At 65.5% G+C, this 18,871-nt stretch carries 19 protein-coding genes; 15 read left to right on the top strand and 4 right to left on the bottom strand.

All coding sequences use genetic code 11. The features are described 5' to 3' along the window. Positions 1–47 precede the first annotated feature (47 nt). From pheA to ABS45_RS09200, 13 genes are all read left to right on the top strand, one after another. A complete protein-coding gene (gene pheA / locus ABS45_RS09260) occupies positions 48–1,145 on the top strand; it encodes a prephenate dehydratase (protein WP_291555184.1) in 1,098 nt (365 codons plus the stop codon). Positions 1,146–1,154: 9 nt separating this feature from the next. Then, positions 1,155–2,042, top strand: a complete 888-nt coding sequence (locus tag ABS45_RS09255; RefSeq protein WP_291555182.1) for a prephenate dehydrogenase/arogenate dehydrogenase family protein — start codon at positions 1,155–1,157, stop codon at positions 2,040–2,042. Continuing rightward, positions 2,042–4,063: a bifunctional 3-phosphoshikimate 1-carboxyvinyltransferase/cytidylate kinase gene (locus ABS45_RS09250; RefSeq protein ID WP_291555180.1), complete on the top strand. Its 2,022-nt coding sequence runs from the start codon at positions 2,042–2,044 to the stop codon at positions 4,061–4,063. Before ABS45_RS09255 ends, ABS45_RS09250 begins: the two co-directional genes overlap by 1 nt. Before the next feature lie 188 nt (positions 4,064–4,251). Further along, positions 4,252–5,934 carry a 30S ribosomal protein S1 gene (gene rpsA, locus ABS45_RS09245; RefSeq protein ID WP_291555179.1) on the top strand — a complete coding sequence of 561 codons (1,683 nt, stop codon included), beginning with the start codon at positions 4,252–4,254 and terminating at the stop codon, positions 5,932–5,934. 17 nt (positions 5,935–5,951) lie between these two features. Then, the gene (locus tag ABS45_RS09240; protein WP_291555177.1) at positions 5,952–6,311 is read left to right on the top strand and encodes an integration host factor subunit beta; all 360 of its coding nucleotides are present in this window, start codon (positions 5,952–5,954) and stop codon (positions 6,309–6,311) included. Positions 6,312–6,426: 115 nt separating this feature from the next. Beyond that, a complete protein-coding gene (locus ABS45_RS09235; protein ID WP_291555175.1) occupies positions 6,427–6,717 on the top strand; it encodes a LapA family protein in 291 nt (96 codons plus the stop codon). After that, positions 6,707–7,867 (top strand): lipopolysaccharide assembly protein LapB, encoded by a 1,161-nt coding sequence (gene lapB / locus ABS45_RS09230; RefSeq protein ID WP_291555173.1) that lies wholly within the window; start codon positions 6,707–6,709, stop codon positions 7,865–7,867. The genes ABS45_RS09235 and lapB overlap by 11 nt, the downstream gene beginning before the upstream one ends. A gap of 14 nt (positions 7,868–7,881) precedes the next feature. After that, on the top strand, positions 7,882–10,791 hold the full coding sequence (locus ABS45_RS09225; protein WP_291555171.1) for a monovalent cation/H+ antiporter subunit A: 2,910 nt from the start codon (positions 7,882–7,884) through the stop codon (positions 10,789–10,791). Beyond that, positions 10,791–11,150, top strand: coding sequence for a Na+/H+ antiporter subunit C (locus ABS45_RS09220; RefSeq protein ID WP_291555169.1), 360 nt, complete (start codon positions 10,791–10,793; stop codon positions 11,148–11,150). The genes ABS45_RS09225 and ABS45_RS09220 overlap by 1 nt, the downstream gene beginning before the upstream one ends. Continuing rightward, complete coding sequence (locus ABS45_RS09215) at positions 11,147–12,811, top strand: monovalent cation/H+ antiporter subunit D (protein ID WP_291555167.1); 1,665 nt, start codon at positions 11,147–11,149, stop codon at positions 12,809–12,811. Before ABS45_RS09220 ends, ABS45_RS09215 begins: the two co-directional genes overlap by 4 nt. Continuing rightward, positions 12,808–13,299: a Na+/H+ antiporter subunit E gene (locus ABS45_RS09210; protein WP_291555165.1), complete on the top strand. Its 492-nt coding sequence runs from the start codon at positions 12,808–12,810 to the stop codon at positions 13,297–13,299. Before ABS45_RS09215 ends, ABS45_RS09210 begins: the two co-directional genes overlap by 4 nt. Then, a complete protein-coding gene (locus tag ABS45_RS09205) occupies positions 13,296–13,577 on the top strand; it encodes a K+/H+ antiporter subunit F (protein ID WP_291555164.1) in 282 nt (93 codons plus the stop codon). Before ABS45_RS09210 ends, ABS45_RS09205 begins: the two co-directional genes overlap by 4 nt. Beyond that, complete coding sequence (locus tag ABS45_RS09200; protein ID WP_291555163.1) at positions 13,574–13,951, top strand: monovalent cation/H(+) antiporter subunit G; 378 nt, start codon at positions 13,574–13,576, stop codon at positions 13,949–13,951. The genes ABS45_RS09205 and ABS45_RS09200 overlap by 4 nt, the downstream gene beginning before the upstream one ends. Before the next feature lie 28 nt (positions 13,952–13,979). On the opposite strand, the gene ABS45_RS09195 is transcribed toward ABS45_RS09200, so the two are convergent. After that, complete coding sequence (locus ABS45_RS09195) at positions 13,980–14,450, bottom strand: Rrf2 family transcriptional regulator (protein ID WP_291555162.1); 471 nt, start codon at positions 14,448–14,450, stop codon at positions 13,980–13,982. A gap of 93 nt (positions 14,451–14,543) precedes the next feature. On the opposite strand from ABS45_RS09195, the gene ABS45_RS09190 reads away from it, so the two are divergent. Next, complete coding sequence (locus ABS45_RS09190; RefSeq protein WP_291555161.1) at positions 14,544–14,972, top strand: group III truncated hemoglobin; 429 nt, start codon at positions 14,544–14,546, stop codon at positions 14,970–14,972. A gap of 174 nt (positions 14,973–15,146) precedes the next feature. Here ABS45_RS09190 and ABS45_RS09185 read toward each other — a convergent pair whose 3' ends face one another. Both ABS45_RS09185 and ABS45_RS09180 read right to left on the bottom strand, forming a co-directional pair. Beyond that, a complete protein-coding gene (locus tag ABS45_RS09185; protein ID WP_291555159.1) occupies positions 15,147–15,374 on the bottom strand; it encodes a SlyX family protein in 228 nt (75 codons plus the stop codon). Beyond that, entirely contained in the window at positions 15,371–16,564 is a 1,194-nt protein-coding gene (locus tag ABS45_RS09180; protein WP_291555213.1) for a PLP-dependent aminotransferase family protein, read from the bottom strand. Before ABS45_RS09180 ends, ABS45_RS09185 begins: the two co-directional genes overlap by 4 nt. 92 nt (positions 16,565–16,656) lie before the next feature. Here ABS45_RS09180 and nth point away from each other — a divergent pair, with 92 nt between their 5' ends. Further along, positions 16,657–17,301 carry an endonuclease III gene (nth, locus tag ABS45_RS09175; RefSeq protein ID WP_291555158.1) on the top strand — a complete coding sequence of 215 codons (645 nt, stop codon included), beginning with the start codon at positions 16,657–16,659 and terminating at the stop codon, positions 17,299–17,301. Between the two features lie 12 nt (positions 17,302–17,313). Here the strand turns inward: nth and gshA are convergent, their stop codons facing one another. Then, positions 17,314–18,849: a glutamate--cysteine ligase gene (gene gshA / locus ABS45_RS09170; RefSeq protein WP_291555156.1), complete on the bottom strand. Its 1,536-nt coding sequence runs from the start codon at positions 18,847–18,849 to the stop codon at positions 17,314–17,316. Positions 18,850–18,871: the final 22 nt, after the last annotated feature.

Here is an 18,871-nt window from a genome sequence, read left to right as displayed (position 1 = left end):
CGCCCGACGCTCCACGCCCGACGCCGAACGCAGAACCCTTTCACCCCATGCCAGAGCCCCAAGCCTCTCCTGAACTCGTGCGCTTGCGCACGCAGATCGACCAGATTGATCAGCAGCTGCTGAGTCTGTTCAACCAACGCGCCCACCTTGCCGAGCAGGTCGGCGACGTCAAGAAGCGCGAGGGTAGCCCGCTGTTTCGCCCGGACCGGGTCGCCCAGGTCATCCAGAAGATCCAGGCCACCAACCCCGGACCGCTCAAGGACAGCCATGTCGCCGCCATCTGGCGCGAACTGATGTCCGCCTGCCTGGCGCTGGAGGCGCCACAGCGCGTTGCCATCCTCGGGCCGGAAGGCACTTTCTGCGAGCAGGCAGCGATCGAGTACTTTGGCAGCAGCGCCGACACCATTTATTGCGGCAACTTCGACGAGGTCTTTCATGCGGTGGCGGCCGGCACCGCGGAATATGGCGTGGTTGGCATGGAGAATTCCAACGAAGGCGTCGTGACGCGCTCCCTGGATTTGTTCCTGCGCACGCCTGCGCATATCGTGGGCGAGATCAGCCTGCCGGTGCGCCACCATCTGCTGCGCGCCCAGCCGGGCATGCAAGGCATCGAGGCCGTGCTCGCCCATCCGCAGGCGCTGGCGCAGTGCCAGACCTGGCTGGCCAAGCACCTGCCGCAGGCCGAGCGCCGCCCGGTCTCGAGCAATGCCGAAGGCGCGCGCCTGGCTGCCGGCAACCCCGCCTGGGCCGGCATCGCCAGTGAGCGCTCGGCCCAGAAATACGGCCTGCACCTGCTGGCCCGCGCGATTCAGGACGATGCGCACAACCGCACGCGCTTTGCCGTCATCTGCCTGCCGCAGACGCTGGCCAACCCAGAGCCCAGCGGGCGCGATTGCACCAGCATCGTGGTCTCCGTGCCCAACCGCCCCGGTGCGGTGCACGACCTGCTGGTGCCACTCAAGGACCACGCCGTCTCCATGACCCGCATCGAATCGCGCCCGGCGCGCAACGGCCAGTGGGACTACAACTTCTACATCGACATCGAGGGCCACACGGCCCAGCCGCACGTGGCCGCGGCGCTGGGCGAGCTGCAGCAGCTGTGCGCTTTCTACAAGGTGCTTGGCACCTACCCGGTGGCGGCATGAGGACGTGCCATGTTTGAACAACTCGGCCTGATCGGCTGCGGCCTGATGGGCGGCTCGTTCGCGCTGGCGATGAAAAAGGCCGGCCTGGTCAAGCGCGTGATCGGCTACAGCAAATCGCCCACCACCACCGAGCGCGCCCAGCAACTGGGCGTGATCGATGCCCAGGCACCTTCGGCCCTGATGGCGGCGTCCAACTCAGACCTCGTGCTGCTGGCCATTCCCGTCGCCGCCACCGAGGCGACGCTCAAGGCCATACGCCACCTGGCCACGCCGCAGATGCTCATCATGGACGTGGGCTCGACCAAGTCGGATGTGGTCGCCGCCGCCGAACGTGCGCTCGGGGAGGCGCACATCGGCAGCTTTGTTGCTGCGCATCCGATCACCGGTCGGGAGGTCTCCGGGGTTGAACATGCCGAGGCCGAGCTTTACGAGGGCCGGCAGATCATCCTGACGCCCACCGAAACCACTCATCTTGCGCACCTGGACCGCGCCGAAGCACTGTGGAAGGCATTGGGCAGCCGCGTCAAGCGCATGACGCCGCAGGCGCACGACTCCGCCTTCGCCGCCGTCAGCCACCTGCCGCACCTGCTCGCATTTGCCATGATGCAAAGCATAGACATGCAGCCCGAGGCCGATGACTATCTCTCGCTCGCGGGCCCCGGGTTTCGTGATTTCACCCGGATTGCCGCCAGCGACCCCAAGATGTGGCGCGACGTGCTGCGCTCCAACAGCGAAGAAGTGCTGGCGCAGGCGGTGCTGTTTCGCGAGGCGCTGCAGGAATTGGAACAAGCCATGCAGGCACCCGGCGACCAGAAGCTAGAGGCCCTGATCACCAAAGCCAGCAGCACGCGCGCCAAATGGCGCATGGGTGCGCAGCGCAAGGCCTCGCCCAACTGATGCAACGCACCCCCTTTCTCGATCTGCCGCCGCTGGCGTGCGCGGGGGGCAGCGTTGCCCTTCCCGGCTCCAAGAGCATCTCCAACCGCGTGCTGCTGCTGGCCGCGTTGAGCCACGGCACGACACAGGTGCGCAGCCTGCTGGACAGCGACGACACGCGGGTGATGCTCGATGCGCTGCGCCAACTCGGCTGTGGCGTGGATGAGCGTGGTGGCGGCCTGGTGCGCATCACGGGCCTGGGTGGCGCGCAACCACGATCGCCCGCCCGGCTGTTTCTCGGCAACGCCGGCACGGCCATGCGCCCGCTCACGGCGGCGCTCGCGCTGCTGGGTGGCGAGTACGAGCTCTCGGGCATTGCCCGCATGCACGAGCGACCGATTGGCGACCTGGTGGATGCCTTGCGCCAGCTCGGCTGCCAGGTGGCCTACCTGGGCAACGAGGGCTATCCGCCGCTGCGCATCGCCCACGGCGGCGGTCGCCCGGCGCTGCAACTGGATGCGCCGATCCGCGTGCGCGGCGATGTTTCCAGCCAGTTCCTCACCGCCCTCTTGATGGCGCTGCCGCTGACAGCCGACACGCAGGACATCGTGATCGAAGTGGCCGGCGAGCTGATCTCCAAGCCCTATATCCACATCACCCTGGAGTTGCTGGCGCGGTTTGGCATTGCCGTGCAGCGCGAGGGCTGGCGGCGCTTCACCATCCCCGCCGGCAGCCGCTACCACTCGCCCGGCGAGATTCATGTCGAAGCCGACGCCTCTTCCGCTAGTTATTTCATAGCTTTAGGCGCCATTGCAGCGGGCGCCAAAGGCCAAAATGGCTTGAACATCGAAGGCGTGGGGCTAGACTCCATCCAGGGCGACATCCGTTTCATCGAAGCCGCACGCGCCATGGGCGCACAGATCACCGGCAGCGCCAACAGTCTGCAGGTACAGCGCGGGACCTGGCCGCTCAGGGCCATTTCCCTGGATTGCAACCACATCCCCGATGCCGCCATGACGCTGGCCGTGATGGCGCTGTACGCCGAAGGCACGACCGAGCTCACCAACATCGCCAGCTGGCGGGTGAAAGAGACCGACCGCATCACCGCCATGGCGACGGAGTTGCGAAAACTCGGCGCCACGGTTGACGAAGGCGCAGACTACCTTCGCATCACCCCCCCTGCATCGCCCGCCGAGTGGCGCGCGGCCAGCATCCACACCTACGACGACCACCGCATGGCGATGTGCTTTGCGCTGGCGGCCTTCAACCCCGCGCGTCTGCCGGTGCGCATCGAAGATCCGGGCTGCGTGGCCAAGACCTACCCGGACTACTTCCATGCCCTGTTTGCCGTGACCAAGGCGGCAAGCGCCGACATTCCGGTGATCTGCATCGACGGCCCCACCGCATCCGGCAAAGGAACCCTGGCGGCGGCCGTCGCGGCGCGGCTGGGCTACCGCTTGCTCGACTCCGGCGCGCTCTACCGCTTGACGGCACTGGCAGCGAGCCAGGCTGGCATTGCGATCGATCCCGCCAACGAAGCAGCGCTCGCGCAACTGGCAGCCAGCCTGCCGGTGCGATTCCAGGCCGAGTGCGTGCTGCTCGCAGGCGCCGACGTGACCGACACCATCCGGCAGGAAACCATAGGCATGCAGGCGTCCGCCGTCTCGCGCCTGCCCGCCGTGCGCCAGGCGCTGGTGGCGCTGCAGCACGGCTTTCGGCAGCTGCCCGGGCTGGTGGCGGATGGGCGCGACATGGGCACCGTGATCTTCCCTGCAGCCAACCTCAAGGTCTACCTCACCGCCAGTGCCCAATGCCGCGCCGAAAGGCGCCACAAGCAATTGATTTCCAAGGGTATTTCCACTACAATCGACAGCCTTCGCGCCGACTTGGAAGCGCGGGATGCGAGCGATATGCAACGCAGCACCGCACCTTTGAAGCCGGCGCAAGACGCCTTGCTGCTGGACAGCTCCGGGCTTACGGTCGATCAGACCGTGGCCCAGGTGCTTGACTGGTGGCAGGCACGTCGGCCGTTTTCCGCCTGAGTCTTTGCGCTTGAGGCGGCAAACCCCGGCACAAGCGCCCGCCAGGCTCCTTTCGCGTTTCGCTGCGCACCGGTCTGGCGGTTGTTCAACTGCAACCCGCGCCATTGCTGCGCACCACTCTCGCACACCACCCTGCAAAGCCGCCATCCCGCGACCCAGGTTCCCGCGTGCTGCGAACAAGGAAATCCATGTCCGAATCTTTTGCCGAGCTGTTTGAAGAATCCCAGAAGCGCACCGAGATGCGCCCTGGCGAGGTGATCACCGCCGAAGTCGTCGCCGTCGAGCACAACTTCGTCGTCGTGAACGCCGGCCTCAAATCCGAAGCCTACGTACCCATCGACGAATTCAAGAACGACCAGGGCGAGATCGAAGTCCAGGTCGGCGACTTCGTCTCGGTCGCCATCGGCTCCATCGAAAACGGCTACGGCGACACCATCCTGAGCCGCGACACCGCCAAGCGCCTGGCCTCCTGGCTGAGCCTGGAAAAGGCGCTCGAATCCGGCGAATTCGTCACCGGCACCACCAGCGGTCGCGTCAAGGGCGGCCTCACCGTCATGGTCAACGGCATCCGCGCCTTCCTGCCCGGCTCGCTGCTCGATACGCGTCCGGTCAAGGACTTGACGCCGTACGAGAACAAGACCATGGAATTCAAGGTCATCAAGCTCGACCGCAAGCGCAACAACGTGGTGCTGAGCCGCCGCGCCGTGGTCGAAGCCTCCATGGGCGAAGAGCGCGCCAAGCTGCTGGAAACCCTGAAGGAAGGCGCGGTCATCACCGGCGTCGTGAAGAACATCACCGAATACGGTGCCTTCGTCGATCTGGGCGGCATCGATGGCCTGCTGCACATCACCGACATGGCCTGGCGCCGCGTGCGCCACCCGTCCGAGGTGGTGCAAGCCGGCCAGGAAATCACCGCCAAGGTGCTCAAGTTCGACGTCGAGAAGCAACGCGTTTCTCTGGGCCTGAAGCAACTGGGCGACGACCCCTGGATGGGCGTGGCACGCCGCTATCCCTCGGGCACGCGCTTGTTCGGCAAGATCACCAACATTGCCGACTACGGCGCGTTTGTCGAGCTCGAACCCGGCATCGAAGGTCTGGTGCACGTCTCCGAGATGGACTGGACCAACAAGAACGTGGCGCCCTCCAAGGTGGTGTCGCTGGGCGACGAGGTCGAGGTCATGGTGCTCGATATCGACGAAGACAAGCGCCGCATCAGCCTGGGCATGAAGCAGTGCAAGGCCAACCCGTGGCAGGAGTTCGCGCAGAACACCAACCGCGGCGATCGCGTCAAGGGTCCGATCAAGTCGATCACCGACTTCGGCGTGTTCGTCGGCCTGGCCGCCGGCATCGATGGTCTGGTGCACCTGTCCGATCTCTCGTGGAACGAAACCGGCGAAGCCGCCGTGCGCAACTACAAGAAGGGCCAGGAAGTCGAAGCCATCGTGCTGGCCGTGGACGTCGAGCGCGAACGCATCTCGCTGGGCATCAAGCAACTCGATTCCGACCCGTTCACCACCTTCGCGTCGATCAACGACAAGGGCTCGAGCGTGACCGGCAAGGTCAAGAGCGTCGATGCCCGTGGTGCCGAGATCGATCTGGGCCAGGACATCGTTGGCCACCTGCGCGCTTCCGAGATCTCGCGCGATCGCGTCGAAGACGCCCGCAACGTGCTCAAGGAAGGCGATGAAGTCTCGGCCGTGGTCGTCAGCATCGACCGCAAGACCCGCGTCATTCACCTGTCGATCCGCGCCAAGGACCAGGCCGACCAGCAGGAAGCCATGGCCAGTCTGAGCCAGACCTCGAACAACGCCGGCACCACCAGCCTGGGCGCCCTGCTGCGCGCCAAGCTGGATCACTCCGACGACAAGTGAAGCAGTCCCGTTGAGCATTGGGTCGCAGGCGATCACACGCCCGCAACCCAAGGTTCAACGTCCAACCGTCAACGCCCATGACCCGCTCCGACCTCGTTCAGGAACTGGCTGCCCGGTTCCACCAGTTCACCCAGCGCGATGCGGAATACGCCACCAAGGCGATTCTGGACGCTCTGGGCGAGGCGCTGGTGCGCGGTCATCGAATCGAGATCCGCGGCTTTGGCAGTTTTGCCATCAACCACCGCCTGCCGCGCGTGGGGCGCAACCCGCGCACCGGAGAAGCGGTGCAGGTCCCCAGCAAGCGGGTGGTGCATTTCAAGCCCGGCAAGGCCTTGCGCCACACGGTGGCAGGCCTTGCGGACGAAGACGGTAAATAACGGTTTTCATAGCTTGCAGCACAGATGCTGTTTGCGTGAAGCCCGGATTTTCATACTGAGTTGAAGGCCTGGGCGCCCGGAGACCGTAGAATCAGTGCATCGCCGGGGATGCCTCATGAAATACTTCGCATGGCTGCTCAAGGCAGCCATTTTTTTTACGCTGTTCGCTTTCGCGCTGAACAACCAGCAAAACGTCAGCGTGCACTTCTTTTTCGGCACGCAATGGACGGCATCGCTGGTGCTCGTGGTGCTGGCCGCCTTCACGCTCGGTGTTGCCGTCGGCGTGCTTGGCATGGTGCCGCACTGGTGGCGCCACCGCAGTGCCGCACGCCACCAGCAGGCACAGGTACCCGCAGCGGCAGCCGACACTGCCGCACCACTGCCTGCGGCGGCCCATGGGGTTTGACGCAAGCTGGCTGCTGCTCGGCCTGCCGCTGGCGTTTGTTCTCGGTTGGCTGGCTTCGCGTCTGGACCAGCGCCAATGGCGCGACGATGGTCGGCGTGCACCCAAGGCCTACTTCAAGGGTCTGAACTACCTGCTCAACGAGCAGCAGGACCAGGCGATAGACGCCTTCATCGAGGCCGTGCAAAGCGATCCGGATACGGCGGAGTTGCACTTTGCCTTGGGCAACCTGTTTCGCCGCCGCGGTGAGTACAACCGGGCGGTCCGGGTTCACGAGCACCTGCTCTCGCGCGACGACCTGAGCCGCACCGATCGCGAGCGCGCACAGCACGGGCTGGCACTGGACTACCTCAAGGCCGGCCTGCTCGACCGCGCCGAAGACGCACTGCGCCGCCTGGAAGGCACGCCGCTGGAAACCCAGGCGCGGCTGGCGCTGCTGACCATCTATGAACGTTCGCACGACTGGGCGCAGGCCACTGCCATTGCCGAGCGCATGCAGCAATCGCAGCAGGGCGATTTCAGCACGCGGCACGCGCACTACCTGTGCGAGCAGGCGCAGACCCAGGCCACTCAGGGCAACTTTGACGCGGCACGTGGCCTGCTGACGCACGCCATTGACCTGGCACCCGGTGCAGCACGCGCGCGGCTGGAGCTGGCGCGCCTGCAACTGCACCAGGGCGAGCCCGCCGCTGCCCTTGCCACGCTTCACCACATCGCGGCCGCAGCCGCAGCCGCCCTGCCACTGGCGGCCGGCCTATTTGTCGAAAGCGCGAACGCCTGCGGGCAACAGGAAAGCACCCGCGCGCTGCTGCAGGAGCACTATCAGCGCCTGCCATCGCTGGATTTGCTCGATGCCATCATCGCGCTCCTGCCAGCCGGCAGTACCCGGGACGACGACGCAATACAGCACTGGTACGCCGGCTACCTCGACAAGGAAGCCTCGCTGGTCGTGGCCGCCAAATGGCTGTCGCGTGAAACCTTGACGCACGAAGAGCGCCACCCTGCCATCCAGCGCGCGCTGGATCAGGCGGCCAAACCCTTGACACGCTACCGCTGCGCTGCCTGCGGCTTTGAAGCACTGCAGCATTTCTGGCAATGCCCCGGCTGCCAGAGCTGGGACAGCTACCCGCCGCGCCGCGTGGAAGAGCTCTGAGAGAGCCCTCCATCATGCTGTCCCCATGGCTTTTGCTGCTGCTGCCGTTCACTGCCAGCCTGATCGCTGCGCTGCTGCCGAGCAACGCCCGCAACATCGAATCCACGCTTGCAGGCTTGGTAGCACTCTGGTGCGTGGTGCAAAGCGCGCTGTACTTTCCCGCCATAGCCCACGGCGAGGTCCTGCAGCACACGATTCAATGGCTGCCCATGCTGGGGCTGAACCTGAGCGTGCGCATCGACGGCTTCGCTTGGCTGTTTTGCATGCTGGTGTTCGGCATTGGCGCATTGGTAGTGCTGTATGCACGCTACTACCTGTCGCCACAGGATCCGGTGCCGCGGTTTTTTTCATTTTTGCTGGCCTTCATGGGCGCCATGGCAGGCGTCGTGCTGTCGGGCAACGTGATCCAGCTGGCGCTGTTCTGGGAGCTCACCAGCCTGTTTTCCTTTCTGCTGATCGGCTACTGGCACCACCGGCGTGACGCGCGGCGCGGCGCACGCATGGCGCTCACCGTGACCGGCGCTGGCGGGCTGGCGTTGCTGGGCGCCCTGCTGCTGCTCGGGCACATCGTCGGCAGTTATGAACTGGATGCCATCCTGCCGGCGGGCGAGCAAGTGCGCGCGCATCCGCTGTACCACGTCACACTGGCGCTGCTGCTGCTGGGCGCATTCACCAAAAGCGCGCAGTTTCCGTTTCATTTCTGGCTGCCCAACGCGATGGCAGCCCCCACGCCGGTATCCAGCTACCTGCATTCAGCGACCATGGTCAAGGCCGGCGTATTTCTGCTGGCAAGGCTATGGCCCGTGATGGCGGGTACCGAGGCGTGGTTCTGGTGCGTCGCCGGCGCCGGCTGCATCACGCTGCTGCTGGGCGGCTACCAGGCGATGTTCGAGCGCGATCTCAAAGGCGTGCTGGCCTATTCCACGATCTCGCACCTGGGCCTGATCACACTGCTGCTGGGCCTCAACAGCCCGCTGGCGGCGGTGGCAGCCGTCTTTCACATTTTGAATCACGCCACCTTCAAGGCCTCGCTCTTCATGGCGGCAGGCATCGTCGACCACGAAAGCGGCACGCGCGACATGGCGCGCCTCTGCGGCCTGCGCCACGCGATGCCGATTACGGCAACACTGGCCACCGTCGCCGGCGCGGCGATGGCGGGCGTACCGCTGCTCAACGGCTTTCTCTCCAAGGAAATGTTCTTTGCCGAGACGGTGTTTCTGAATGCTTCGCCCGTCGTGTCCACGCTGCTGCCGATCGCCGCCACGGTGGCCGGCATGTTCAGCGTGGCGTACTCGCTGCGCCTGGTTGCATCGGTGTTCTTCGGCCCGGTAGCGAGCGACCTGCCGCGCCAGCCCCACGAGCCGGTGCGCTGGATGCGTGCGCCGGTGGAGCTCCTGGTGGCGCTGTGCCTGCTGGTGGGCATCTTCCCCGCCGCGGTCGTCGGCCCTGCGCTCGCCGCCGCCGCGCTGCCGGTCACGGGCGGCAGCTTGCCCGAGTACAGCCTGGCGGTCTGGCACGGGATCAACGCTCCACTGGTGATGAGCCTCATCGCCATGGCGGGCGGCCTGCTGCTGTACCGCCTGTTGCGCAGCCGCTCAGCCATGCGAGGGCTGCCGGTGGACGCCGCCTGGATGTTTGTCGCGGTGTCCGCGCAGATCACCAGCCTGGCACGCCGTGGGCGCCAACGCCTGGCCACCCAGCGCCTGCAGTGGCAAATGCTCTGGCTGGTGCTGGCCGCCCTGGGCGCGGCTGCGCTGCCACTGTGGTTGAGTGCCAGTCACCTGGGATCGAGCAGCATTGCAACGCCGGCGCCAGCGCTGGTCTTGCTGTGGATGCTCGGTGCGATCTGCGCCCTGGCAGCCGCATGGCAGGCCAAATACCATCGCCTGGCAGCACTGATCCTCGTGGGAGGCACCGGCTTGTGCACCAGCCTCACCTTCCTCTGGTTCTCCGCTCCAGACCTGGCGTTGACGCAATTGTCGGTGGAGTTTGTCACCACGCTGCTCATGCTGCTGGGGCTGCGCTGGCTGCCGCGGCGCGAAGAAGAGCTGCGCCACCTGCAGCGCTCGGGGCTGTCGCAACGCACGCGCAGGCTGCGCGATGGCGTGCTTGCCACCTGCTGCGGTCTGGGCATGGCATGGCTGGCCTACGCCTTCATGACGCGCGACTTCCCGCAGAGCACATCCACCTTTTTCCTGGAAAACGCCCGCCCGTTGGGTGGCGGCAGCAACGTGGTGAACGTGATGCTGGTGGATTTCCGCGGTTTTGACACCTTTGGCGAAATCGTGGTGCTGGCCATCGTCGCGCTCACGGTTTATGCGCTGCTGCGACGCTTTCGCCCCGCGCGCGAGGTGATGGAGCTGCCGGCACAGCAGCGCGCACTGCCGCCCGACCTGCAGACCGACCTGCTCAATCCGCGCCATGCCACCGATACCGCCATCGGCTACCTGATGGTGCCCGCCGTGCTGGCGCGCTGGCTGCTGCCTTTCATCGCCCTGATTGCCATCCACCTGTTCCTGCGCGGCCACGATGAGCCGGGCGGCGGCTTCGTCGCGGGCCTGGTGTTTTCGCTCGCACTGGTGCTGCAGTACATGGTTTCGGGCACCACCTGGGTTGAATCGCACCTGCCGCTCAAGCCTGAACGCTGGATCGCCACCGGCTTGTTGCTGGCGCTGGCGACGGGGCTGGGGTCGATCGCATTCGGCTACCCGTTTCTCACCAGCCACATGACGCACCTGACACTGCCCGTGATTGGTGAAATCCACATCGCCAGCGCCCTGTTCTTCGATGCCGGCGTGGCGCTGCTGGTGATCGGCGCCACGCTGCTGATGCTCACCGCCATCGCGCACCAGTCGGTGCGCAGTCACTACTACCACGCGCATCTGCAAGCGCAGCGGCCACCAGCCGGCAAGGACGCAGGCTGATGGAGCTGGTACTGTCGCTTGCGATCGGCGTGCTGGCGGGCTCAGGCGTCTGGCTGATCCTGCGCCCACGCACCTTTCAGGTGATCATGGGCCTGACGCTGCTGTCTTATGCCGTCAATCTGTTCATCTTCTCCATGTCGCGCCTGGGCCTGACGGAAAACAAGGCCCCCGTGCTGTACGAAGGCGCGGCCCTGGATTTGCTGCACTACAGCGATCCCATGCCCCAGGCCCTGGTGCTGACGGCCATCGTGATCGGCTTTGCCATGACCGCGCTGTTCCTCGTGGTGCTGCTGGCATCGCGCGGCATGAGCGGCACCGACCACGTGGACGGCGCGGATGGCGAGGGAGAAGCGCCATGACCGATTTCATCGCCGCGCTCATGCCCCACCTGATGCTGGCGCCGATCGCGCTGCCGCTGCTCACCGCGGCCTGGCTGCTGTTCGTGCGCGAGGAGCACGAGCGCCTGAAGCTGACGGTGAACATCGCCTCCACCACCGTTTCATTGCTGGTAGCCATTGCGCTGCTGCTATGGAGCGGCTCCGGTTCGACCGGGTCTTTCGGCATCTACCTGCCTGGCAACTGGCCGGCGCCCTTTGGCATCGTGCTGGTGCTCGACCGGCTCACGGCGCTGATGCTCGTCACCACCAACGTGGTGGCGCTCGCTTCAGCCGTCTTCGCCGCCGCGCGCTGGCACCGGGCCGGCGTGCTCTACCACTCGCTGTTTCAGTTTCAGCTCATGGGGCTGTGCGGCGCTTTCCTCACGGCAGACCTGTTCAACCTGTTTGTCTTCTTCGAGATCATGCTTGCAGCCTCCTACGGGCTGTTGCTGCATGGCTCGGGGCAAGCCCGGGTGCGTGCCGGACTGCACTATATTGCAATCAATTTAGTAGCATCCAGCCTATTCCTGATAGGCGCTGCAATGCTCTACGGCATTGCAGGCACGCTGAACATGGCCGACATCGCGCGCGCCGTCGGGCAGGTGGCAGCGCACGACCGTGGACTGCTGCATGCGGCTGCGGCCATCCTGGCGGTAGCCTTCTTCATCAAGGCGGCGGTCTGGCCGCTGAATTTCTGGCTCGCTCCGGCCTATGGCGCGGCCGTGGCACCGGTGGGCGCCCTGTTTGCCGTGCTGACCAAGGTCGGCATTTACAGCCTGCTGCGCCTGTGGACGCTCTGGTTCGGCGACGCTGCGGGCAGCTCGGCCTACTGGGGCGGCAGCTGGCTGGTCGGCGCCGGCATGGCGACGATGGTGTTTGGCGCGCTCGGCATGCTCGCCTCCCAGCGCCTGACCCAGTTGGCGAGCCATGCGGCCATTCTTTCTTCGGGCACGCTGCTGGCCGCCCTCGGCCTGGGCGACGCTGCCGTTACCGCCGGCTTGCTGTACTACCTGCCCGGCTCGACGCTGGCGGTTGCCTGCCTGTTCCTGCTCGCCGATCTGGTACGCCGCTGGCGCAATGACGGCGCCACCCTGGCACCCTACGAGCGTGAAGACACACCCTTCCTCACCGCCGACCTGGTGCCGCGCGAACGGCTGAATCTGGACGATGACGAGCAGATTCTGGTCGGGCGCGTGATCCACGCCACCACCGCCCTGCTGGGGATCGCCTTCCTGCTCACCACCCTGGTCATCGCCGGGCTGCCGCCGCTGTCCGGCTTCATCGGCAAGTTCGCCATGCTGGCAGGCGCACTGCGGCTCCCCGGCAGCGCTGTGCCCAATGGCGTCCCGACCGCCACCTGGCTGCTGTTTGGCCTGATGCTGCTCACCGGCCTGGCGGCGCTGCTGGCACTGGTGCGCGTGGGTGTGCGGCATTTCTGGGCCGCACACGACCGGCGCGCACCCCAATTGCGCGTACTCGAAGGCCTGCCGATCGCCGGGCTGCTGGGTGCCTGCATCGCCCTGGCCCTCTATGCCGGATCGGCCATGCGTTTTACCGGCGAAGCGGCGCAGGCGCTCCATACGCCCGCGCACTACATCCACGGCGTACTGGCAGCGCAGCCGCACGCAAGGACGGCTCCGTGAAGCGCTGGCTACCCGCACCACTCGTCAGCATCAGCCTGATGGCCGTCTGGCTGCTGCTGCACCCCGGTTTCGGTATCGGCCACGGTCTGCTTGCGATCCTGCTCGGCCTGCTGCTGCCGCTGCTACTGCGGGGCCTGCGCCCTCGGCAGGTGCGTGTGCGCCACCCACTCACCATCGCCAGGCTCACGCTCAGAGTACTGGGCGACAGCCTGCAATCGAACATCGCCGTGCTGCGCTACGTGCTATTCCCTGGACGGCGCCCGCATCCGGCAGCATTCGTGCGCATTCCACTGCAACTGCGCGATCCGAACGCCCTGGCCGTGCTCGCCATGATCGTCTGCATCACACCCGGAACCGTTTGGGCAGAACTTTCGCTGGACCGCTCGGTGCTCATGCTGCATGTGCTGGAAGTGGCCGATGCCCACGCGGTCGCACATCACGTCCAGACTTGCTACGAGCGCCCGCTGATGGAGATTTTCGAATCATGAACGCCACCTTCCTCACCTGGACGCTCCCACTGGCGCTGGGCATGCTGGTCCTGGCCATGGTGCTGTGCCTGACGCGCATTCTGCGCGGACCTGGCGCCCAGGACCGCATCCTCGCGCTGGACACCATCTATATCAACGCCATGCTGCTGATACTGGTGCTGGGCGTGTACTGGAGCAGCAGCAATTACTTCGAAGCCGCTCTGCTGATTGCCGTGCTGGGCTTCATCGGCAGCACGGCGCTGGCCAAGTTCCTGCTGCGCGGCGAGGTGATCGAATGACGCCCGCACTCCCACTGTGGCTGGATGTGCTGGTCTCCGTCCTGATCCTTGCCGGAGCAGGCGTTGCACTGACGGCATCCATAGGTCTTTTGACCTTGCCGAGCTTCTTCAAGCGGATGCATCCGCCCGCGACCGTGGCCACGCTGGGCTGCTGGTGCATTCTTCTGGGCGCGCTGGCGTATTTTTCATGGCACGATGGCACGCCCATGCTGCGGTTGCTGCTGATTGCGCTGTTCATGGCGACGACCGTGCCCATCACCAGCATCTTCCTTCTGCGCGCGGCACTGTTTCGAGCGCGCCGCGCCGGTGAAAACGTCCCCGCCAACCTGAGCGGTCCGCAGCCGGATACCACCGGATCAGGCAAGTCCAGCTAAGCCAATCGGAGGCGCCACCACACCCACTTCACGCCAACGCAGGCACACCCGGCACCAGCGCAGCGCCAGCGCCTCGCCGCATCCCTCTGGCACTCTGCGGCGCGAGATCGGCCAGGGTGACACCGTCCAGCACCGCAAGGTAACTGCGGGTCGCCCGGTCGAGCACCCCCTTGAGGTTGCAATTGCTGCTGATGCGACAGATGGAATGGCTGGTACTGAAGCACTCCACCATCTCAAAGTTCGTTTCGGTCGCACGCACCACCGCGCCTACGATGATCTCTTGCGCCGGGCGCATCAACCGCATGCCGCCGCCGCGCCCGCGCGTGGTGTCCAGCAGCTCCAGCGACGCGAGTTGGCGCACGATCTTGGTCAGATGGCTGCGCGAAATCCCATGCGCCTGGGCAATTTCGGTGATGGTCACGGGCTGCTCGCGCCCCTCGTAGGCAGCGCAATACATCAGCACGCGCAAGGCGTAATCGGTCCACTGAGTCAGGTGCATGGCGTCATCCGCGCTTAAAATCGCATTTCACATGCATTTTATTGAATTGGCAACCACGGGCAATTCCCAACCGCCAACGCCCGCGCCCCACCCATGACGAACCCCACCGCACCCACGCCCGCTGCCCTTGATGCCGATGGCGTCTCCCGCCTCGTCTACAGCTTCTACGACGACATCCGCGCCCACCCCGAGCTGGGCCCGGTGTTTGACCGCGTGATTCAGGACCGCTGGGGCATCCATCTGCCGCGCATGGTGCAGTTCTGGAGTACGGTGATGCTGGGCACGCGCAGCTTCAGCGGCAATGTGTTTGGCAAACACATGGCGATCGACGGCGTGCAGCCCGGGCATTTTTCCATCTGGCTGTCGCTGTGGAAGAAAAACACCGAAGCGCTGTTTGCGCCCGAAGTCGCGCAGGAATTCCAGTTCGTTGCCAAAGGCATCGCGCGCAATCTGTACAACGGCTACTTCGACGTGTTCCCGGAATTCATGGATACGCAGCCCGAGGATGAACCGGCGGCCTGAGCCGTCCATGCCTCAGAGCTTGAGAGGAAATTACCGATGCCCGAAAGGTGCGTCAAAACGCTGCCAATCGAGGCGCAAAACGCAGTCATGGCTAGTGCCATGGCGAGTATTTGCAACGAAGAGTGGTGGTGTTTTGGCGTGCAGGGCGGGCATGGGGGATTGCCGCTCAAGCTCTCAGTAATGCGGCGGGATTTCATCGCGCATGCCGCCCGGCGCTGACGGCCCGCCGCTGTCGCGCAACTGCTGGCGCAGCTGCGCCAGCTGTCCCTGGAGCTGCTCGATGCGCTGGTGCTGTCGATAGACGGTCAGATTGAGCTGCTCGAGCAGATCCTCGGCATACGCCGCCTTCACTTCCAGCGCTTCCAGGCGCTCGCGGGTGCTCGTCGCTTCGGATGGCGTCACGCCAGCGCCTTGCCCAGCCGTGCCACGCCTTCGCGGATCTTGTCCACATCGGCCGTGGCAAACGACAGCCGCAGCGTGGCCGTATCCGGACGAGCGCAGAAGAAGGGGGCGCCAGGCACAAAGGCAACGCCCTGCGCGATCGCCTTCTTCGCGAAATCGTTGCCATTGGCGATCGAGCCGCCGGCCCCCGTGAGACGCGCCCAGATGAACAGGCCACCGCTGGGCTGCACGAATTCGATCGCCCCCCCCAGCTGCGCACGCAAGGCATCTCCCATGGCGGTGGCACGCTCGGCATAGACGCTGCGCACACGCGCGAGCGTGGCGGGCATGCGGCCGGCCTTGAGGTATTGGGCCGCCGTCGCCTGGGCAAAAGTGCTGGTATGCGCATCGCTGAACTGCTTGCACATCGTGGCCCTGGCCAGCAGTTCGGGCGGCGCGATCATCCAGCCCACACGCAGGCCGGGCGAGAGCACCTTGGAGAGCGAACCGCAATGCACCAGCAGCTCACGGCTGCCCGGCACCTGGCTGGAGAGCGCCAGCAGACTGGGCGGCGGCGCTGCATCAAAGTACAGATCGCCATAGGGATCGTCCTCGACGATCACCGTCTGGTATTTGACAGCCAGCTCCAGCACGCGCTTGCGACGCTCCAGGCTCAGCATCGCGCCGCTCGGGTTGCCGAAGGTGGGAATCAGATACACCAGCTTGGGCTTGTGCTCGATGATCAGCTGCTCCAGTCGATCGGTCTGCACTCCATGGCCGTCGATCGGTGCACTCACCAGATCGGCGCCGTAGAGGCGAAAGCACTGGATCGTGGCGAGAAACGTCGGACCTTCCACGATGACCTTGTCGCCCGGGTCAATCAGCGTCTTGCCAACGAGATCGAGCGCCTGCTGGCTGCCGGTGGTGACGATCAACCCCTCGGGGGCCACGCCTGCCGCGCCCTTGGCGGCCATGAACTGAGCGAGCTGCTCGCGCAGCTGCGGGTAGCCTTCCGTGGCGCCATATTGCAGTGCACTGCCGGGCTCCTCGGTCAACGCCCGGTCGCACGCCTCGCGGATTCCGTCCACATCGAACATGGCGCTGTCGGGAAAGCCGCCGGCGAAGCTGATGATGCCGGGCTTGCCCAGCAGCTTGAACAGTTCACGGATGGCGGACGTTTCCACCTGGTTGAGGCGCTGGGCAAAGGCAATGGACATGGCTGGATTTCGCAGGAACAGGTTGACGGCAAGTTTTGGATTGTCGCCAATCGCAAGCCACTGCGCACGCGGCGACAATCTTGGCCATGAACCCCGCTGCCATCGCCGCCTTTTTTGCGACGCTTCAATCCGCCAACCCGCATCCCGTCACCGAGCTGGAATACACCAGCATCTTCGAGCTGCTCACCGCCGTGCTGCTCTCCGCCCAAGCGACCGACGTCGGCGTGAACAAGGCGACGCGGCGGCTGTTCCCCGTGGCCAATACGCCGCAGGCCATGCTGGACCTGGGTCTCGATGGACTGGAGAGCCACATCCGGACCATTGGTCTGTACCACACCAAAGCCAAAAATCTGCTGCAGACCTGCCGCCTGCTCATCGAACGCCACGGCGGCGAGGTACCGCGCACGCGCGAAGCGCTGGAGGCCCTGCCGGGCGTAGGGCGCAAGACCGCCAACGTGGTGCTCAACGTCGCCTTTGGCGAGCCCACGATGGCAGTGGACACGCACATCTTTCGCGTCAGCAATCGCACCGGGCTTGCGCCCGGCAAGACGCCCCTGGCCGTGGAGCTGCAGCTGCTCAAGCGCGTGCCGGCCGAATACCTGCCCGACGCGCACCACTGGCTGATCCTGCACGGGCGCTACGTCTGCCAGGCACGCACACCGCGCTGCTGGGAATGCAGCGTTGCCAGCTACTGCGATTTCAAGCCGAAGACGCCGGCACCCCGAGCGTGATGCCGGGCTGATTCAGACCGCGCACTGCTCGCTTGCCATGTAGCGCAGCCGCCACTCCTCAAAGGGCAATGTGTCGCCCATCTCGATCTCGCGCTGGCGCTGCAGCGATTGCTGCGCCATCAGGCAATAGCGCTCTTCCTGGGCTGCATCCCAGCCATGACCGAGCAGCTGCTGCTGTGCGGTGTGTGAACGCGCCGCGGCAAACGCGATGTAGTCGTTGCCATAGAGCTGCTGCACCTCCGCCAGCACACGCGCCGAGGGCGTCTGCGCCGCGTCGCTCCAGGTGGCGCGTGCCTGCGCCAGCGCATGGCCGTAGGCATCACCGCCCTGCAGAGCATCCAGGTGGGCGGCAATCGGTTCGCACTCGGCCAGCACCCGCGCACCCCAATCCGCCAGCAGCACCTGCGCGCCGCCGCAGGCCAGGCGCAGGCCAGGCTCGCGTCCGCGCTCGGCCGCCAAATGCTGGTTGTGCTTGAGCGCGGCAATTTCTTCGGGCGTATCCGGCGGGCTGTCCGACAGCAGGCAGTGCAGCAGGAACACATCGAGCACGCGCATGGTGTCTGCCGAAATCCCGACCGGCGTCAGCGGGTTAATATCCATCAGCCGCACTTCGATGTATTCGACGCCGCGCTCGCGCAGAGCATGCAGCGGGCGCTCGCCGCTTTGGACCGTGCGCTTGGCGCGTATCGTGCCGTAGAACTCGTTTTCGATCTGCAGCAAGCTGGTGCCGAGCTGGTTGTAATCACCACCGAGGCTGCGCACGCCCATGGCTTCGTAAGGGGGGTAAGGCTTGGTGAGTGCCTCGTGCAGCGAGGCCGCATAGCCTTGCAAGCCGTTGTAGCTCACGGACAGGCTGGCCTGCGCATCGCTCTGGTAGCCCAGCCGCCCCATGCGCAGCGACGTGGCGTGCGGCAGGCCCAGCGCCCCCTTGCCGTCGCCCAGCAGGGCCAGCCCATGCTTGCGTCCGGCGACAAACCCGGGCGCCAGCACCGGCGAGGCACCGAACAGGTACAGCAGCACAAAGGACTGGCGCCGAAAGTTGCGAATCAGCGCGAAATACGCATCCGTGTCCACGCCGGGCAAGGACCAGTTGTAGTGGATGCCCGCGATCATCTGCATGCGCCTGCCATAGCGGTGGCCCAGACCCATGCGATAGACACTCTTGGCACGGCCAATGTTCGAGGTGCCATAGCGCCCCAGCGGAATCGTCTCGTCCGGCGGCAGCAGGCTGGGCATGCTGGTGTTCCACAGCAGCTCGGGTTCACGCTGGCGCGCCAGCACCTGCTGCGCTGCCTGGTGCAGTTCGGTCAGCTCATCCAGGCAGGCCTGCGCCGTGGGTTGCGGCTTGGTGATGAGCTCCAGCAGCGACTCGCTGTAGTCCGTCGTGATGCTGGCATGTGTCAATGCCGAGCCCAGAGCCTCGGGATGCGGCGTCAGCGCCAGACGACCAGCGGACAGCACTCGCAGCCCTTCCTTTTCCACACCGCGGCGCATGCCGGCAATGCGCTCTGCGTTGAGCGCAGTCAGGCGCGCTTGCATTGTGCTCATGATGATGGCTTCTTTTGTGAAC

The sequence above is a fragment of the Comamonas sp. SCN 65-56 genome (genome assembly GCF_001724135.1).
In the GTDB taxonomy this organism is placed as follows: Bacteria; Pseudomonadota; Gammaproteobacteria; order Burkholderiales; family Burkholderiaceae_C; genus Comamonas_C.
Note: the sequence above shows the minus strand (reverse complement) of the source record. Positions and strands in the feature narration are given on the sequence as shown.

What these genes read in the sequence shown, in the direction of transcription:
- pheA (WP_291555184.1), top strand. Translation starts at nt 48, where the DNA reads ATGCCAGAGCCCCAAGCCTCTCCTGAACTCGTGCGCTTGCGCACGCAG.
- ABS45_RS09255 (WP_291555182.1), top strand. Translation starts at nt 1,155, where the DNA reads ATGTTTGAACAACTCGGCCTGATCGGCTGCGGCCTGATGGGCGGCTCG.
- ABS45_RS09250 (WP_291555180.1), top strand. Translation starts at nt 2,042, where the DNA reads ATGCAACGCACCCCCTTTCTCGATCTGCCGCCGCTGGCGTGCGCGGGG.
- rpsA (WP_291555179.1), top strand. Translation starts at nt 4,252, where the DNA reads ATGTCCGAATCTTTTGCCGAGCTGTTTGAAGAATCCCAGAAGCGCACC.
- ABS45_RS09235 (WP_291555175.1), top strand. Translation starts at nt 6,427, where the DNA reads ATGAAATACTTCGCATGGCTGCTCAAGGCAGCCATTTTTTTTACGCTG.
- lapB (WP_291555173.1), top strand. Translation starts at nt 6,707, where the DNA reads ATGGGGTTTGACGCAAGCTGGCTGCTGCTCGGCCTGCCGCTGGCGTTT.
- ABS45_RS09225 (WP_291555171.1), top strand. Translation starts at nt 7,882, where the DNA reads ATGCTGTCCCCATGGCTTTTGCTGCTGCTGCCGTTCACTGCCAGCCTG.
- ABS45_RS09220 (WP_291555169.1), top strand. Translation starts at nt 10,791, where the DNA reads ATGGAGCTGGTACTGTCGCTTGCGATCGGCGTGCTGGCGGGCTCAGGC.
- ABS45_RS09215 (WP_291555167.1), top strand. Translation starts at nt 11,147, where the DNA reads ATGACCGATTTCATCGCCGCGCTCATGCCCCACCTGATGCTGGCGCCG.
- ABS45_RS09205 (WP_291555164.1), top strand. Translation starts at nt 13,296, where the DNA reads ATGAACGCCACCTTCCTCACCTGGACGCTCCCACTGGCGCTGGGCATG.
- ABS45_RS09200 (WP_291555163.1), top strand. Translation starts at nt 13,574, where the DNA reads ATGACGCCCGCACTCCCACTGTGGCTGGATGTGCTGGTCTCCGTCCTG.
- ABS45_RS09195 (WP_291555162.1), bottom strand. Translation starts at nt 14,450, where the DNA reads ATGCACCTGACTCAGTGGACCGATTACGCCTTGCGCGTGCTGATGTAT.
- ABS45_RS09190 (WP_291555161.1), top strand. Translation starts at nt 14,544, where the DNA reads ATGACGAACCCCACCGCACCCACGCCCGCTGCCCTTGATGCCGATGGC.
- nth (WP_291555158.1), top strand. Translation starts at nt 16,657, where the DNA reads ATGAACCCCGCTGCCATCGCCGCCTTTTTTGCGACGCTTCAATCCGCC.
- gshA (WP_291555156.1), bottom strand. Translation starts at nt 18,849, where the DNA reads ATGAGCACAATGCAAGCGCGCCTGACTGCGCTCAACGCAGAGCGCATT.